Annotated in this window: 13 protein-coding genes; 9 read left to right on the top strand and 4 right to left on the bottom strand. The window is 74.1% G+C overall.

Features of this window, described 5'->3' with window-relative positions:
• Positions 1-7: 7 nt before the first annotated feature.
• Entirely contained in the window at positions 8-2,287 is a 2,280-nt protein-coding gene (locus BLU95_RS15595) for an FdhF/YdeP family oxidoreductase (RefSeq protein ID WP_093860549.1), read from the bottom strand.
• Positions 2,288-2,492: 205 nt separating this feature from the next.
• On the opposite strand from BLU95_RS15595, the gene BLU95_RS15590 reads away from it, so the two are divergent.
• On the top strand, positions 2,493-4,340 hold the full coding sequence (locus BLU95_RS15590) for a serine/threonine-protein kinase (RefSeq protein WP_159424895.1): 1,848 nt from the start codon (positions 2,493-2,495) through the stop codon (positions 4,338-4,340).
• Positions 4,341-4,361: 21 nt separating this feature from the next.
• On the opposite strand, the gene BLU95_RS15585 is transcribed toward BLU95_RS15590, so the two are convergent.
• The gene (locus BLU95_RS15585) at positions 4,362-6,320 is read right to left on the bottom strand and encodes an FAD/NAD(P)-binding protein (RefSeq protein WP_093860547.1); all 1,959 of its coding nucleotides are present in this window, start codon (positions 6,318-6,320) and stop codon (positions 4,362-4,364) included.
• On the bottom strand, positions 6,317-7,363 hold the full coding sequence (locus BLU95_RS15580) for an amino acid ABC transporter permease (protein WP_093860546.1): 1,047 nt from the start codon (positions 7,361-7,363) through the stop codon (positions 6,317-6,319). Before BLU95_RS15580 ends, BLU95_RS15585 begins: the two co-directional genes overlap by 4 nt.
• 773 nt (positions 7,364-8,136) lie before the next feature.
• On the opposite strand from BLU95_RS15580, the gene BLU95_RS15575 reads away from it, so the two are divergent.
• The 7 genes from BLU95_RS15575 (at position 8,137) to BLU95_RS15545 (ending at position 15,060) form a co-directional block, all read left to right on the top strand.
• Entirely contained in the window at positions 8,137-9,315 is a 1,179-nt protein-coding gene (locus tag BLU95_RS15575) for an LLM class flavin-dependent oxidoreductase (RefSeq protein WP_093860545.1), read from the top strand.
• A complete protein-coding gene (locus BLU95_RS15570; protein WP_093860544.1) occupies positions 9,312-9,797 on the top strand; it encodes a GNAT family N-acetyltransferase in 486 nt (161 codons plus the stop codon). Before BLU95_RS15575 ends, BLU95_RS15570 begins: the two co-directional genes overlap by 4 nt.
• A 65-nt stretch (positions 9,798-9,862) precedes the next feature.
• On the top strand, positions 9,863-10,816 hold the full coding sequence (locus tag BLU95_RS15565; RefSeq protein ID WP_093860543.1) for an ABC transporter substrate-binding protein: 954 nt from the start codon (positions 9,863-9,865) through the stop codon (positions 10,814-10,816).
• A gap of 28 nt (positions 10,817-10,844) precedes the next feature.
• Positions 10,845-11,849: an amino acid ABC transporter permease gene (locus tag BLU95_RS15560; RefSeq protein WP_093860542.1), complete on the top strand. Its 1,005-nt coding sequence runs from the start codon at positions 10,845-10,847 to the stop codon at positions 11,847-11,849.
• A 65-nt stretch (positions 11,850-11,914) separates the two neighbouring features.
• Positions 11,915-12,667 (top strand): amino acid ABC transporter ATP-binding protein, encoded by a 753-nt coding sequence (locus BLU95_RS15555; protein ID WP_093864896.1) that lies wholly within the window; start codon positions 11,915-11,917, stop codon positions 12,665-12,667.
• Between the two features lie 50 nt (positions 12,668-12,717).
• Positions 12,718-13,707 (top strand): ABC transporter substrate-binding protein, encoded by a 990-nt coding sequence (locus tag BLU95_RS15550; RefSeq protein ID WP_093860541.1) that lies wholly within the window; start codon positions 12,718-12,720, stop codon positions 13,705-13,707.
• A gap of 138 nt (positions 13,708-13,845) precedes the next feature.
• Positions 13,846-15,060: a serine/threonine-protein kinase gene (locus BLU95_RS15545; protein WP_093860540.1), complete on the top strand. Its 1,215-nt coding sequence runs from the start codon at positions 13,846-13,848 to the stop codon at positions 15,058-15,060.
• On the opposite strand, the gene BLU95_RS15540 is transcribed toward BLU95_RS15545, so the two are convergent.
• A complete protein-coding gene (locus tag BLU95_RS15540; protein WP_093864895.1) occupies positions 15,016-15,717 on the bottom strand; it encodes an MBL fold metallo-hydrolase in 702 nt (233 codons plus the stop codon). The two genes, BLU95_RS15545 and BLU95_RS15540, sit on opposite strands and share 45 nt — an antisense overlap.
• 289 nt (positions 15,718-16,006) lie before the next feature.
• On the opposite strand from BLU95_RS15540, the gene BLU95_RS15535 reads away from it, so the two are divergent.
• Complete coding sequence (locus tag BLU95_RS15535) at positions 16,007-16,867, top strand: fumarylacetoacetate hydrolase family protein (protein ID WP_093860539.1); 861 nt, start codon at positions 16,007-16,009, stop codon at positions 16,865-16,867.
• Positions 16,868-16,922 lie beyond the last annotated feature (55 nt).

Below are 16,922 nucleotides of genomic sequence, written 5' to 3'. Positions count from 1 at the left end.
AGCGGGATCAGGCTCCACTGTCGGCCTCGAAGCGGATCACGACGGCCTTGGACGTCGGCGTGTTGCTGATGTCCGCGGTCGAGTCCAGCGGCACCAGCACGTTCGTCTCCGGGTAGTACGCGGCCGCGCCGCCCCGGGCCACCGGGTAGTGGACGACGCGGAAGTGCGGGGCGCGGCGCTCCACGCCGTCCTTCCACTCGCTGACCAGGTCGACGTATTGGCCGTCGGCAAGGCCCAGATCGGCGCCGTCGGCCGGGTTGACGAGCACCACCCGCCGCCCGCCCTGGATGCCGCGGTAGCGGTCGTCGAGGCCGTAGATGGTGGTGTTGTACTGGTCGTGCGACCGCAGCGTCTGCAGCAGCAGCCGCCCCTCCGGCACCTCGGGCGCGGTGAGCGGGTTGACCGTGAAGTTGGCCTTGCCGGTCGCCGTCGGGAAGGTCCGGGTGTCGCGCGGGCCGTGCGGGAGGGTGAAGCCGCCCGGGCGGCGGACCTTGTCGTTGAAGTCCTGGAAGCCGGGCACGACCCGGGCGATCCGGTCGCGCAGGGTGTCGTAGTCGGACGCGAAGTCCTCCCACGGCACGGTGTCCTGCGGGCCGAGGGCGGCGCGGGCGAGGCGGCAGACGATGGCGACCTCGGACAGCAGGCCGGGGGCCGGCGGGCGCAGGCCGCCGCGCGAGGAGTGGACCTGGCCCATGGAGTCCTCGACGCTGACGAACTGGGCGCCGTGCGCGGTGATGTCCCGGTCGGTGCGGCCGAGGGTGGGCAGGATCAGCGCGCGGGCGCCGGTGATCACGTGCGAGCGGTTGAGCTTGGTGGAGACGTGCACGGTCAGCCGGCAGCGGCGCATCGCCGCCTCGGTGACCTCGGTGTCCGGGGTGGCGGCGACGAAGTTGCCGCCCATCGCGAAGAAGACGCCGACCCGGCCGTCCCGCATGGCCCGGATGGTGTCGACCGAGTCGAAGCCGTGCTCGCGCGGCGGTTCGAAGGAGAACTCGCGGCCGAGCGCGTCCAGGAACGCGGCGGACGGGCGTTCGAAGATGCCCATCGTCCGGTCGCCCTGGACGTTGCTGTGGCCGCGCACCGGGCAGACGCCGGCGCCGGGGCGGCCCACGTTGCCGCGCAGCAGCAGGAAGTTGACCACCTCGCGGATGGTCGGCACCGAGTGCTTGTGCTGGGTGAGGCCCATCGCCCAGCAGACGATGACCTTCTCGGAGGCGAGGACCATCCGGCCCAGCTCCTCGATCTGCTCCCAGGGCAGGCCGGTGGCGGCGAGCACCTCCTCGCGGGAGGTGGTCCGGGCCTCGGCGGCGAACTCCTCGAAGCCGTGGCCGTGCTCGGCGACGAAGGCGTGGTCGACGGCGTCCTTCTCCAGGATCAGCTGGTTCAGGGCGCGGAACAGGGCGAGGTCGCCGCCGAGCCGGATCTGCAGGAAGAGGTCGGTCAGCTTGGTGCCGTGGCCGACCAGTCCGCGGGCCTGCTGCGGGTTCTTGAACCGCTCGAGACCGGCCTCGGGCAGCGGGTTGACGCTGACGATGGTGGCGCCGGCGCGCTTGGCCCGCTCCAGGGCGGAGAGCATCCGGGGGTGGTTGGTGCCCGGGTTCTGGCCCGCGACGATGATCAGATCGGCCTGGTAGAGGTCCTTGAGGCTGACGCTGCCCTTGCCGACCCCGAGGGTCTCGGTGAGCGCCGAGCCGGAGGACTCGTGGCACATGTTGGAGCAGTCCGGCAGGTTGTTGGTGCCGAGCCGGCGGGCGAACAGCTGGTAGGCGAACGCGGCCTCGTTGCTGGTCCGGCCCGAGGTGTAGAAGGCGGCGCCGTCCGGGGTGTCCAGGGCCCGCAGCTCCTCGGCGATCAGCGCGAAGGCGTCGTCCCAGGAGATCGGGGTGTAGTGGGTGGCGCCCTCGTCGAGCAGCATCGGCGCGGTGAGCCGGCCCTGCTGGCCGAGCCAGTAGCCGGAGCGCTCCGCCAGCTCGGCGGCCGGGTGGGCGGCGAAGAACTCGGCGCGGATCCGGCGCTCGGTGGCCTCCTCGGCGACGGCCTTGGCACCGTTCTCGCAGAACTCGGCGGTGTGCGTCTTGCCCGGCTCGGGCCAGGCGCAGCCGGGGCAGTCGAAGCCGTCGGGCTGGTTGACCTTGAGCAGGGTGCTGAGGGTGCGGCGGGCACCCATCTGCTCGGCGGCCATCCGCAGGCTGTGGCCGACCGCGGGCAGCCCGGCGGCCGCGTGCTGGGGCGCGGACACCCGGGGGGCGTCCTGCGCCGGATCGCTCTGCGGGGCCTGCTTGGCCATGACTGCGCTCCTCGCTGTGCGTGCGGTCCGCGCGTCGTCGCGGGCCCGTTGCCATCCTCCCACCAGGGCACTCGGGCGCGGCAGGGGAGAGGTGGGGGAAGGCCGGAAGTGGAGGGCGGAGAAAGAGCGGACGAAGGGACGGCCGGAGCGGGCCGTCCCGTGGATAGAGTGCGGAGGCGGCACGAGTGCGGGGGTGGGGCGGGTGATGATCGGCGACGTGCTCGACGGTCGGTACGAGCTGGTCGAGCGGCTGGGCCAGGGCGGCTTCGGTGTGGTGTGGCGGGCCTTCGACTCCCGGATGCGGCGCCCGGTGGCGGTCAAGGTCATCAACCACCACGGCGAGGAGCAGCAGAAGGCCGCGCTGCGGTTCGTCCGCGAGGCGACCGCGGCGGGCAACCTCTCGCACCCGCACATCGTCACGGTGCACGACCTCGGCGAGGGTGAGCTGGGCGGTCGCAGGGTGACGTACCTGGTGATGGAGCTGATCACCGGCCGCACCCTGACCTCGGTGCTCCGGGACGGCCCGCCCGGTCCGGAGCGGAGCGTGCGCTGGGGGCGGCAGATCTGCTCCGCGCTGGCCGCCGCCCACGACGCGGGCATGGTGCACCGCGACATCAAGCCCGAGAACATCATGGTCACCGACGCCGGCGCGGTGAAGGTGCTGGACTTCGGCATCGCCCAGCTGGACATCGGAGCGGGCGGGCTGACCACCACCGGGACGGTCGTCGGCAGCCCCGCGTACATGGCGCCGGAACGCTGGACCGGCGGCCGGGTGGACGGCCGGGCCGACCTCTACGCCTTCGGCTGCGTGCTGGTGGAACTCTGCACCGGGGCGCGGCCGTTCAGCGGCGACTCGACGCCGGTGCTGATGTACCAGCACCTGAACGCGCCGCCGCCGGCGCTGGACCCGGCGGAGTTCGGGCTGCCGGCGGACCTGGCCGGACTGGTCACCGAACTGCTGGCGAAGGACCCGGAGCACCGGCCGGCGGACGCGCGGACGGTGGAGCGGCGGCTCGCGGAGCTGGAGGGCGGTGCCCCCGGGCGGACGGGCCCGGAGGAGCCGGTGGCGGAGGCGCCCGCAGTGGAGGCGCCCGCCGAGCAGCCGGGGTTCGGGCCGGTGGTGGTGCTCGTCCCGCCGGTGCCGGTGTTCCCGCCGCCCGTCGTGTTCGCACCGGTGCTGCCGCCGCCCGTGGTGTTCGGGCCGCCCGTGCTGCCCCCGCTCACCACGCCGCCGCAGGGCGCAGTGCCGCCGACCCCGCACGACACCGTCCGCTCCGCCCTGAGCGAGCGCCGGAGCGCCGCGCACCGGGCGGCGACGCCCGAGGAGGCCGCCGGCCTGCTCCACGCCCTCGCCCAGGAGGCGCTGGCCGCGCTCGGCCCCGCGGACCGCGAGACCCTCGCCGCCTGGCGCGACTTCGCCTGGTTCCTGAGCCGCACCGGTGACCTGGACGGCGCGATCCGGCTGCTGTCCACCGTCGCCGAGGACCTGGCACGCGCCCTCGGCCCGTCCGACCCGGACAGCCTCACCGCCCGCTACCACCTGCTCCGGTGCATCGGCGAGAGCGGCGAGACGATCAGCGCGATGCGCCGGCTCGCCGAACTGCTGCCGGAGCTGCACGCCGTCTGGGGCCCGCACGATCCGCGGGTGTTCCAGGCGCGGCACGACCTGGCGGTGTACACGGCCGAGCGGGGCGACCCGGAGGCCGCGGTGCTCCAGCTGCGCACCCTGCTGCCGGAGCTGGCCGCCGTCCTCGGCGAGCAGCACCCACTCACCGCGCGCGCCTGGCAGGACCTCGCCGCCCAGCAGCAGCGGCTGGCGGCGGCCCCGGCCGGGCGGCCGAAGCCCGGCAAGCGGCCGCGGATGCACCCGGCCGAGGCGCTGGTGCTGATCCGCCGCGTGCTGGCCTGGGAGTTCGCCTCGGAGCGGGAGGCCGACGCCTGTCTGGACGCGCTGGAACGGGGCACCGGGATCAAGCGGATCGGCGAGTGGATCCTCGCCGCGCCGGACCACGTCACGGCCGAGGACCTGGTGGAGGAGATCTACGGGCCGTGACGCGGCCCGACGGCGGAGCGTCTACACGGCCGCCGTCACCACCTCCGCCGCCACCACCTCCGCCGCCGCCCCCGCCCCGGCGAGCGCGCCCAGCAGCGCCCGCGCCGCCGCGTCGTTCTGCCGGAAGCCGGGCGAGTCGGTGCGCGGCCGGGCGAACGCGGCCGCCGCCCGCACGCTGGTGTGCGGGCCGAGCGCGGTGCGCCGCGGATGCGGCTCCCCGCCGAGCGCCGGGTCGAGCACGAGGCCGTCCCGGGGCCGGATCGTGAGCAGACCCGAGCGGTGGGTGTGCTCGGGGTCGGTGACCACCTCCTCGACGATCCGCCCCTCCCGGTGCAGTTCGCGCAGCAGCGGGTCCCGGGTGCGGGCCAGCACGTGCTTGGGCAGGTACGCCTCGACCAGCGCGGTGGCGGTCACGGTGCGGCCGGGCACGGTGGTGCCGGAGGCCAGCCAGCTGCCGGTGCGCTCGTCCCGCTCGACCCGGACGCCCGCACCGAGGAAGCGGACCACCCCGGCCTCGGAGAGCGCGAGCAGCTGCCGCAGCCGGAAGCCGGGCGGGCCGGACGCCAGGTAGCTGAAGTAGCCGAAGAACCACTCGTCTACCTCCTCGCCCACCGAGCGGGCGGTGAGCCGGCCGGAGGCGAGGATCCGGGGCAGCTGGCCGAACAGCGAGAGCAGGGCGAGGAAGGCGCCGAGGTCGGCGCTGTGGGCGGGGTCGGCGCGCCGGTCGGCGTCCTCGGCGATGTAGCGGCGCAGGTAGCGCTGGAGTTCCTCGCCGGAGCCGAGTTCCAGTCCGGCCAGCGGGTGGTCGAGGCGTTCGAGGTCGAGCCGGTCGGCCGGGTCGGGGACGGCGCGTTCGACCAGCGCGCCGAGTCCGGGGGACGCCCAGGGGTGCGCGTCGAGGCCGGCGAGGAACTCCGCCCAGGGCAGGGCGGTGCGCCCGGGGTGGGCGTGGAACAGCTCGTGGTAGTGGCCGAAGGCGATCTCCTTGGCCATCAACGGCCAGGCGTCGCGCCGCAGTTCCAGTGTCCCCGGCCGGTCCAGCAGTTCGTCGACGGCGGTGGCGTCGAAGTACCGGGGGAACGGCGGCGGCGGTCCGGCCAGGCGGTAGCCGGTCTTGGAGTGGTACGGGACGCCGCGCCGCGAGCCGACGTGGACCACCGGTTCGCGGCCCGAGGGCCGGTAGACCAGGCCGCCAGCGCCGTCGGCCGTCTCCTCGAACCGCCCGCCGCGGCCCTCGGTGAGCAGCGAGACCAGGTCGACGAAGGCGAGCCCGAAGCCGCGCAGCACGGTGTGCTCGCCGGGGGCGATGCGCTCCAGTTCGGCGGCGACGTCGGCGGAGTGGGCGGGCGGCAGGTGGAAGCGGCCGTGCCGGGCGGCGAAGGCGGCGTCGGCGGCGTAGCGGGGGTCGGGGGAGGAGTCGAGGTGGCCGAGGGTGAGGACGACGTGGTCGGCGGTGAGCACCCGGTCGGAGAGGTGGACCAGCTGCGGGCCGTCCGGCGGGCCCTCGATCCGCCGCGCGGTGTCCCGGTGGACGGTGACCGTGACGTGCGGCGGCAGGTCGGCGACGGCGCGCCGGAACACCCAGTCCAGGTAGGCGCTCTGGGCCCGCCGGGTGGGGAAGTCGGTCGGTGCGAGGGTGCGCAGCTCGGCCCGCAGCGCGGGGTCGGCGATCTCCCGGTGGGGGGCGAAGTCCTCGGGGCGCGCGGCCCATTCGGCCAGCGAGGGGCCGGGGCGGACCGGCCCGTCGAGGGTCGAGCGCTCGTCGGTGAACATGGTGACGTCCTCCGCCATCGAGTTCATCCGCAGCAGCGGGGACTGCTCGTGGCGCCAGATCCGGCCGCCGCCCGGTGGGTGCGGGTCGACCAGGTGGATGTGCAACGGCCGGTCGGCGGGCAGCAGTTCGGGGGCGTTGGCGGCGATCCGCTCCAGCACCCCGGTGCCGCGCGGCCCCGCGCCCACCACGACCAGGACGGCGCTCATCGGGCAGCCTCCCCACCGGTCGTGTCCGACGGGGCGGCCTGGTCCGCGACGGCGCGCAGCCGCCGGTACGCGGCGCGGGCCCGGTGCAGCGGCGTGGGCGGCAGGCCCTCGCGGGTGGCGCCCTTCGCGAAGTGGCGTTCGACGTAGTACTGCCCGACCGAGAGCACGGTGGTGATCACCACGTACCAGAGGGTGGCGACCATCAGCATCGGGATGACCTGGTAGGACTGCAGATAGACCAGCTGGACGGAGTAGAGCAGGTCGGAGACGGCCAGCACGCTGATGATGCTGGTCCCCTTGAGCGCGCTGATCAGCATGTTCCCGGCGGTCGGCACGATCGAGCGCATCGCCTGCGGGACGACGATCCGGCGCAGCACCCGCCACCGGCCGAGGCCGAGCGCGGCGGCGGCCTCCAGCTGGCCCCGGTCGACGGAGAGGATGCCGCCGCGCACCACCTCGGCGGCGTACGCGGCCTCCAGCAGGGTCAGTCCGACCACGGCGGTGAAGGTCGGGCCGAACAGGTCGACGGTCCGCACGGTGACGAACTCAGGGCCGAACGGGACACCCAGGCCGAGGGTCGGGTACAGCGCGCCTATGTTGAAGAACAGCAGCAGCTGCACCAGGGCGGGGGTGGAGCGGAAGATCCAGATGTAGGTCCAGCTGAGCGTGCGCAGCACCGGGTTGGCGGACAGCCGCATGGTGGCGAGCACGGTGCCGAGCACGAAGCCGAGGGCGAGGGTGACGGCGGTCAGCCAGAGGGTCAGGGTGAGGCCGTTCATCACCGAGGTGGCGGTGAACCAGTCGGCGACCACGTCCCACTGGAACGCCCGGTTGCGGGCCAGGGAGTTGACCGCCATGGCGAACAGCAGCAGGGCGACGGCGGCGGAGATCCACTGGCCGGTACGGCGGCGCGGGACGATCCGGGCGGTGGCGGCCGAGACGTCGGGGGCGGTGGCGGGTGCTGCGGTGGTGCCGCCCGGGCGTGGGACCGGGGGAACGGGCGGGGAGGAGGGGGCGGGCAGGACGTCCGGCGGGGTGGCCATGCGGAGGCTCCAGGCGGGAGGGCGGAGACGCGGGGTGCGCGCGGGCGCACGGGGCGGGGTACGGCGTGGTCACGTACGGCCGTTGCGGCCGGCCCGCGTCCCTCAACGCGTCCGGCGGGGCACTGCACTCCGCTTTCGATCGTACGCGTGCGCGATCGGCGGGTGTCAAGGGCCGCCGGCGACGGGGCGGCCGGGGCGGGGGAGGCGTCGCGTGGCGACAGGAGATCGCAACAGAGCGGCAATGGTGGACGGTTGACGGGTGCGGGGTTCACTGCTCAACTTGAGGCCATGTACGCCGAGCAGCCCCTGGTCACCCGCGACCACATCGACTTCGGTCGGGTGTGGTCCGCGGCGTGTCGCGGCTGACCCGGCAGCGGGCCGCCCGTCCGGCCCCGTCCTCCTCCGGAGCGACCTCCCTCGGTGCCCCGCCCCGGGCCGGGACGGCCGTCATCTCCTGACGGCCCGTCGGCCGCGCGCTGCCGCCCACCTCTCTTCCTCCCCGCCCCGCTGCGCTCCGGCAGTCCTCCGCACCGCCCGGGCCGTCACGTGCCCGCCGCTGCTCCGTTCCCGTTCCCGTACGACACTCCCGCTCCCGTACGACACTCCCGTTCCCGCACGGCCCTCCCGACGCCGTACGGCCGTCCCGCTTCCGCACGGCCCTCCCGCCCCCGGCCGCCGGCCGGCGGTGCCCCCTGCCGTCCCCCGTTCCCGCACCCACCGGCCGGCCGCCCGCCTCCGGCCGGCCTGCGGACGATCCGAAAGGTTCCGCCACCATGCCCGTCGAATTCCTCGGCATCGCCGCCACCGCCGACGGTACGGAGACCACCGCCCGCACCACGGCCGCGTTCGACCGCGACTACACCCTGAAGCTGGCCCGCGCCCACGAGGATCACGACTGGGACCGGGTGCTGTTCGCCTACGGCTCCGGCTCGCCCGATCCGGCGCCCGCCGCCGCGTTCATCGCCTCCCGCCTCGACCGCCTGCAGATCCTGCTCGCCCACCGCCCGAACGTCTCGTACCCGACCTTCGCCGCCAAGACCTTCGCCACCCTGGACCGGATCAGCGACGGCCGGCTCACCGTCCACTTCATCACCGGCGGCAACGACCACGAGCAGCAGCGCGAGGGCGACTTCCTCACCAAGGACGAGCGCTACGACCGGACCCGGGAGTACATCCGGATCGTCAAGAAGGCGTGGACCAGCCGGGAGCCCTTCGACCACGAGGGCACCCACTACCGCTTCCACGACTTCGTCTCCGACGTCTTCCCGGTGCAGCAGCCCCGGCCGGGCGTCTCCTTCGGCGGCTCCTCGGAGGCGGCGTACGCGGCCGGCGGTGCCGAGGCCGACATCTACTGCCTCTGGGGCGAGCCGCTGGCCCGCACCGCCGAGCAGATCGAGCGGGTGCTGGAGTCGGCCCGGCAGGCCGGGCGGGCGGACGCGCCGCGGATCCAGGTGGCGTTCCGGCCGATCATCGCGCCGACCGAGGAGCTGGCCTGGGAGAAGGCGCACCGGACGGTCGCCGCGATCAAGGCCCGGCGCGAGGGCGGGGAGCTGGTCCGCCGCAGCCGCCCGGCCGGCTCCGGGCCCGAGAACGCCGGTTCGCAGCGCCTGCTGGAGATCGCCGAGGCCGGCGAGCGCTACGACCGGGCGCTGTGGACGCCGACCGCCGCCGCCACCGGTGGGGCGGGCAACTCCAACGCGCTGGTCGGCACCCCGGAGACGGTCGCCCAGGCGCTGCTGGACTACTACGACCTGGGCGTGGACATCCTCTCCGCCCGCGGCTACCACCTGGTGGACGACGCGATCGACTTCGGCCGGTACGTCATCCCGATCGTGCGCGAGGAGGTCGCCAAGCGGGACGCGGCCAGGGCGGCGGCCGAGGCGGCGGCGGAGGCCGAGCGGGCCGCGCGGGCCGAGCACGACCGGCACCAGCTGATCGCGGCCCAGGCGTGAGCGGCGCGCCGGCGCTCGACGTCGAGGTCCGCCGGGTCGGCATCGACGACCCGCTCGCCGGGCCGCTGGTGCGCGAGCTCACCGAGGAGTACGTGCGCCGCTACGGCCCCGAGGCGCACGAGGAGATGACCCGCTACCCGGCGGACAGCTGGACCGCGCCGCACGGCCTGCTGCTGCTCCTGCTGGAGGACGGCGAGCCGGTGGCCGGCGGCGCGTACAAGCGGTACGACGAGCGGACGGCGGAGGTGAAGCGGATGTGGACGGCCTCGGCGCACCGTCGCCGGGGGCTGGCGCGCCGGGTGCTGGCCGAGCTGGAGCGGGCCGCCGCCGGGGCCGGCTACCGGCGGATCTTCCTCACCACCGGCCCGCGCCAGCCCGAGGCCAGGGGGCTGTACCTGGCCGCCGGCTACACCCCGCAGTTCGACGTCGACGCCGATCCTCTGACGATCGGACCACTGCCGTTCGAGAAGCGGCTGCCCTGAATCCGCCCGCCCCCCGTCCCCCCGTCCTGCCCGCACCGCCCCCGCACCTCCCGAAAGGCACTTCCGTGAGAACCACCACCGCCCGCCCCCGGCTGCTCGCCGCCACCGCCCTGCTGCCGGTGCTGGCCCTGGCGGCGTGCAGCTCGGACCCGAGCACCGGCACCGCGGCGGGCGGCTCCGCCGGGCCGGCCGTCTCCGCCGCCGCCGAGGACCTCGTCTCCGGCCTCAAGAAGTCGGACACCGCCGCCGCGCTGCTGCCCGCCGACGTCCGCGCCGCCGGGACGGTGAAGTTCGGCTCCTCGATCGGCGCCCCGCCCTCGGCGTTCTACGCCGACCAGGCCACCAAGAAGGCCGCCGGGGTGGACATCGACTTCGGCGACGCGGTCGGCCGGCTGCTCGGCCTGACCGTGCGGCGGGAGGAGGCGGCGTTCGAGACCATCCTGCCCGCGCTCGACAGCGGCAAGTACGACGTCGGCACCGGCAACTTCGGGGTGACCGCGGCCCGGCTGAGGACCATCGACTTCGTCACCTACATCGACGACGGCCAGGGCTTCGCGGTCAAGAAGGACAACACCGCCGTCAAGCCGGTCACCGACCTGGTCCAGCTGTGCGGGCTGACCATCGGCACCGGCGCCGGAACCACCTTCGAGACCACCCTCAACGCCAAGAAGAACGTCTGCACCGACGCGGGGAAGCAGCCCTACGAGGTCAAGGCGTTCAGCGACAACGGCGCCACCCTGACCAGCCTCCAGCAGGGCCGGGTGGACGTCGTGATGTCCACCATCAACGGCCTGCGCTACCAGGCCGCGCAGGAGGCCTCCGGCACCAGGTTCCTGGGCGAGTTCCACCGGCTCGACGTCGGCTTCGCGTTCAAGAAGGGCTCGGCGCTGACCCCGGCCTTCCAGGCGGCCGTCAACGAGCTGATCAAGGACGGCACCTACGACCGGATCCTCAAGAAGTGGGGAGTGACGGACTCGGCCGTCAAGGAGTCCCTGATCAGCCCGCCCGAGCACGCGTGATCCCCTGTCCCCCCGGGAGGAGTCCCCCATGACCACCGCCACCACCACCGTCGCCCCGGCCCGTTCGAAACCCGACCGCGCGCCCGCCACCGCCCCGCTCGACCTCGGCGAACTGGCCGGCCTGCGCACCGTCCGCGCCCGCTACCCCTGGCGCTGGGCGGCCGGCCTCGCCGCCCTCGTCGTGCTGGCCCAGTTCGCCCACGGCCTGGCCACCAACCCCGGCTGGGACTGGGCCACCTTCCGGGTCTACTTCTCCGCCGACACCATCCTGCGGGCGGTCGGCCGCACCGTCGAACTCACCGCGTACGGCACCGTGCTGGGCTTCCTGCTGGGTGCCGTGGTGGCCGCGATGCGGCTCTCCCGCAGCACGATCCTGCAGACCGTCGCCTGGGCCTACGTCTGGGTGTTCCGCTCGATCCCGCTGATCGTCCAGCTGGTCTTCTGGTTCAACCTCTCCTACCTCTACAAGCGCTTCGGCTTCGGCATCCCGTTCGGCCCCACCTTCGGGGACTTCGAGACGGTCGGGGTGCTGGGCGCGCTCGGCGCGGCCGTGCTCGGCCTCGGGCTGCACCAGGCCGCCTTCGCGGCCGAGATCATCCGCGGCGGCATCATCGCCGTCGACCCCGGCCAGCGCGAGGCGGCCGCGGCGCTCGGCGTGCCGCGCTGGCGGCAGGCCCGGCGGATCGTGCTGCCGCAGGCGATGCGCGGCATCCTGCCGTCCGCCGCCAACGAGGTGATCTCCCTGTTCAAGGGCACCTCGGTGGTCTACGTGATGGCGATCGGCGAACTCTTCTACCAGGTGCAGGTGGTGTACGGCCGCACCGGCCGGGTGGTGCCGCTGCTGATGGTCGCCACCGTCTGGTACGTGCTGCTGACCACCGTGCTGTCGATCGGCCAGTACTACGTCGAGCGGTACTTCGCCCGCGGGGCCGACCGCACCCCGCCGCCCACCCCGCTCCAGCGGGCCCGCTCCCTCGTCCGGGGCCTGCGCGCCCGCACCGCCACCGCCGTCGCCCTCGGAGGCCGCTCATGACCACCGTCGTCAAGGAACCGCTCGTCCAGGACACCCCGGCGGTCGGGCCGGCCGCCGCACCGTCGATGGTGCAGGTCCGCGGCCTGTGGAAGAGCTTCGGTCCGAACGCGGTGCTGCGCGGCGTCGACCTCGACGTCCCGGCCGGCTCGGTGACGGTGGTGCTCGGGCCGTCCGGCTCCGGAAAGTCGACCCTGCTGCGCGCGATCAACCACCTGGAGAAGGTCGACCGCGGCTTCGTCGCGATCGACGGCGAGCTGATCGGCTACCGCCGGTCCGGGGACAAGCTGCACGAGCTCAAGGAGCGCGAGGTCCTGCGCCAGCGGACCGGCATCGGCTTCGTGTTCCAGAACTTCAACCTCTTCCCGCACCTCACCGTGCTGGAGAACATCGTCGAGGCGCCGGTCAGCGCCCTGCGCCGGCCGAAGGCCGAGGCCCGGGCCGGGGCGCGGGAGCTGCTGGAGCGGGTGGGCCTGGCCGACAAGGCGGACGCCTACCCCCGGCAGCTCTCCGGCGGCCAGCAGCAGCGGGTGGCGATCGCCCGGGCGCTGGCGCTGGAGCCCAAGGTGCTGCTGTTCGACGAGCCGACCTCGGCGCTGGACCCGGAGCTGGTCGGCGAGGTGCTCGACGTCGTCAAGGACCTCGCCCGGGCCGGCACCACGATGATCGTGGTGACCCACGAGATCGGCTTCGCCCGCGAGGTCGCCGACACCGTGGTCTTCATGGACGGCGGCGTCGTGGTCGAGCAGGGCCCGCCGCGGGCCGTCCTGGACGAGCCGAAGCACGAGCGGACCAGGGCCTTCCTGGCCAAGGTCCTCTGAGTCCACCCACCCCCTTCCCCCCTTCCCCCTTCACCCGCAGGAGTTCCGCCGTGTCCCTACCCCGTCGCGCCCTCGTGACCGCCGCCGCGCTCGCCGCCTCCCTCACCCTGGCCGCCTGCGGCAGCTCCACGGACGCGGCGGCGGACCTCGCTCCCGCCAAGGGCGGCACCGCCCCGGACGGCACCGCGGTGAACCTCACCCCGCGGCAGAACCGGGTGACCACGCCCAAGGTGGACGCCCTGGCCGCCCTGGTGCCGGAGGAGATCAGGAGACGCGGGACGCTGACCGTGGTCGACTCGCTCGGCACCACGCCACCGCTGGACTTCTACGCCGACGACGACCGGACGGTGATCGGCGTCGAGCCGGACATCGCCTCGCTGATCGGCAATGTGCTCGGCCTCGAGGTGGAGTTCAACCCGGTCTCCTGGGAGAACATCTTCGTCGGCCTGGACAGCGGCAAGTACGACGTCGGCATCTCCAACATCACCGTCACCGAGGCGCGGAAGGAGAAGTACGACTTCGCCACCTACCGGCTGGACGTCCTCGGCTTCGAGGCGAAGAAGGGCACCGGCTGGAAGGTCACCGGGCCCGAGGACATCGCCGGGAGGACCGTCGCCGTCGCCTCCGGCACCAACCAGGAGAAGCTGCTGATCGCCTGGAACGAGGAGAACACCAAGAACGGCCTGAAGCCGGCCGACATCAAGTACTTCCAGAACTCCTCGGACTACTACCTGGCGCTCTCCTCCGGCCGGATCGACGCCTACGTCGGCCCCAACCCGGTGGCCGCCTTCCACGCCGTGCAGAGCGGCGAGACCGAGGTGATCGGCACCTACTCCGGCGGCGGCGCCGAGGTGCTCGGCAAGATCGGGGCCACCACGAAGAAGGACAGCGGCCTGGTCGGGGCACTGAACGGGGCGATCAACGAGGTGATCAGGAACGGCAGCTACGCCCAGGTGCTGAAGCGCTGGGGCCTGGACGCCGAGGCGGTGCCCGCCTCGGAGGTCAACCCGGTCGGCCTGCCCAAGCCCAAGCAGCCGTAGCGAGGGCCCGGGGGCGGCCCCGGAACCGCAGCGGGGGAGCGGTCCCGGGGTCGTTCACCCGGGTGCCGCTCCCCGCCGCTATCGTGACCCGGTCAGGATGAACGGTGTTCGATTCCGGCGGACTTGGTGGGGGAACGCATGCAGGCGGGCGATGTCGTGGGCGGCCGCTACCGGCTGGACCGGGAGCTGGGCCGGGGCGGGTTCGGTGTGGTCTGGGCCGCCCACGACGAGACCATCGGGCGGGCGGTCGCGCTCAAGCTGCTCTCCGACGAGAAGGCGGGCGACGAGGAGGCGGTCGGCCGGTTCGTCCGCGAGGCCAGGACGGTCGGCGGGCTGTCCAACCCGCACATCGTCACCCTCTACGACTACGGGCGGATGCAGGACGGCGTCCGGTCGACCCACTACCTGGTGATGGAGCTGGTCCGGGGCCGCTCGCTGGCCCAGGTGATGCGCGACGGCCTGCCGGAGCCGGCGGTCTCGCTGCGCTGGGTGCGGCAGATCTGCAAGGCGCTGGACGCCGCGCACCGCAACGGTGTGGTGCACCGGGACATCAAGCCCGAGAACATCATGATCACCGACAGCGGCGAGGCCAAGGTGCTGGACTTCGGCATCGCCCGGCTGCTCTCCCAGCCCGCCGCCGGCGGACTCACCTCCACCGACGTGGTCATCGGCACGCCGGTGTACCTGGCGCCGGAGTGCTGGGCGGGTCTGCGGATCGACGGCCGGGCCGACCTCTACGCCCTCGGCGTGGTGCTCTACCAGCTGTGCACCGGCCGCCGCCCGTTCAACGCCGACCAGGCCGTCACCATGATGTACGCGCACCTCCACGAGCAGCCGCTGCCCCCGGCCACCGGCGACCCGGCCCTGGACCGGCTGATCCTCCAGCTGCTCGCCAAGAACGCGGAGGACCGGCCCGCCGACGCCGCCGAGGTCCGGCAGCGGCTGCGCGACCTCAAGGCGCTGCGGGACCGCAAGGGCGGCACCGACCCGGAGGCGCTGCGGCAGAAGGCCGACGACGCCTGGCGGCGCGGCGCGGCCGGCTCGCCCGAGCGGGCCGCCGAGCAACTCGTCGCCCTGATCCCGCAGTTCGCCCGGGCCTTCGGAGCGGACGATCCCCGGACCCTGCGCACCTGCCACGACCTGGCGCTGTGGCTGGCCCGCTCGGGCCGGCCGGGGGCGGCCGTCGCCCTGCTGCGCGAGCTGCTGCCCGCACTGGACGGCCACCCCCGGGCCCGCGAGGACGTCGGGCGGGACCTCGAGCGGTGGGAGCGCGAGAGCGCCGGCGCCGCGCCCGACCCGGCCCGGCCGCTAGTGCTGGCCGAGCTGCTCGACGGCCCGGCGCAGCGCGGCTGAGCCGCCCTCGGCGATCGGCTCGCCGTGCCCGAACAGCACGGTGTCGGCCTCCAGCTCCGACAGCCGGCGGAAGGACTCCACGGCCAGCGCCGGATCGGCGTTGAAGACGCCGGGCATGGTCCGCCGCTCGACGTTGGCGGCGAGGTCCCCGGTGAACAGCACACCCCGCTCCGGCAGGTGCAGTGCGATCGAGCCGTCCGTGTGGCCCGGTACGTGCACCACCACCGCGCCGCCGCCGAAGCCGAGCACCTCGCCGCCGGCCACCTCGCGGTCGACCGCGCACGGCGGGGCGGGCGGCAGCTTCGGCAGGCTGTCCCAGATCTCCTGCTCGAAGGGGCTCAGCACCATCGGCCGGGGCTGCTGCTCGCCCCGGAGCACCGGGGCCTCCAGCCGGTGGGCCACCACCTCGGCGCCCAGCCGCCGGGAGAGTTCGGCCGCCGATCCGGCGTGGTCCTCGTGGTAGTGGGTGAGCACGATGCTGCGCAGCGCGGCCGGGTCGGCGCCGTCGGCGCGGATCGCCTTCTCGATGGTGTCGGCCTGTCCGACGGTGCCGGTGTCGATCAGGGTGAGCGAGCCGTCCTCGTCGCGCCAGAGGTAGACGGTGCCGAAGTCCAGGTTGACGACGGTCAGTTCGGGGCGGATGCGGGTGATCTCCATGGGATCGAGCATGCCCCGCGGGTTGCCCGTTCGACCGGGTGTTCGCCCCGGGCGTGACACCCCGCAGGACGGCTGGCCGGCTGTCAACCGTACGGCCGCCCAGTGCGGCCGGTGCCGGGCTCGGACGGTTGGGAGGATTTCGCCGATCGGGACGGTCTGGTCCGGGGCGGCGCGCCGTTGATATACCTCGCAGCACAGGGGCCGGGCACGGTCCGCGCCGCCTCCGGGCGGCCCGGTCCGGAGCCCGGCGAGCTGCGACGAATTCGACGAACTAGGAGGTGGGGATCGGATGAAGCTTCTCCGCGTCGGCCCGCCGGGCGCCGAACGCCCGGTCGCGCTGGGCCAGGACGGCACCGCGTACGACCTCTCCGGGGTGACCGCGGACATCGACGGCGGCTTCCTCGCCGGGCTGGCCGGTGACGGCGCGGCCGCGCTGGCCGGGCGGCTGGCGGCCGGCCGGCTGCCGGTGACCGAGATCGGCGGGCAGCGGGTCGGTCCGCCGGTGGTGCGCCCCGGCAAGGTGGTCGGCATCGGCCTCAACTACCGGGACCACGCGGCCGAGGCGGGCGCGGCGATCCCGGACGAACCGGTGATCTTCCTCAAGCCCGGCTCGACCGTGGTCGGCCCGTACGACGAGGTGCTGGTGCCGCGCGGCGGCGAGAAGACCGACTACGAGGCCGAGCTGGCCGTGGTGATCGGCCGGACGGCCCGCTACCTGCCGGACCACGCGGCGGCGGCCGGGGTGATCGCCGGCTACACCATCGCCAACGACGTCACCGAGCGGGCCTTCCAGTTCGAGCGCGGCGGCCAGTGGGACAAGGGCAAGTCGGCGGAGACCTTCACCCCGCTCGGCCCGTGGCTGGTCACCACCGACGAGGTGGCCGATCCGCAGCGGCTGCCGCTGCGGCTGTGGGTCAACGGGGAGCTGCGCCAGGACGGCTCCACCGAGCGGATGGTCTTCCCGGTGCTGGAGCTGGTCCGCTACGCGAGCCAGTTCATGGTGCTGGAGCCGGGCGACGTGATCGTCACCGGTACCCCGGCCGGGGTCACCCTGGGCCGCCCGGGGACGCCGTACCTGGCGCCCGGCGACATCGTCGAGATCGAGATCGACGGGCTCGGCCGGCAGCGGCAGGTCCTCGGCAAGGCGTAGTGCTCGGCCGTCCCGACCCTTGGCACGGGGGTCGGGCCGTACCCCGTACCCGGCC

It is taken from the genome of Streptomyces sp. TLI_053 (assembly GCF_900105395.1).
Classification (GTDB): Bacteria; Actinomycetota; Actinomycetes; order Streptomycetales; family Streptomycetaceae; genus Kitasatospora.
The sequence above is the reverse complement of the archived record's forward strand: the minus strand, read 5'-3'. Positions and strand labels throughout refer to the sequence as shown.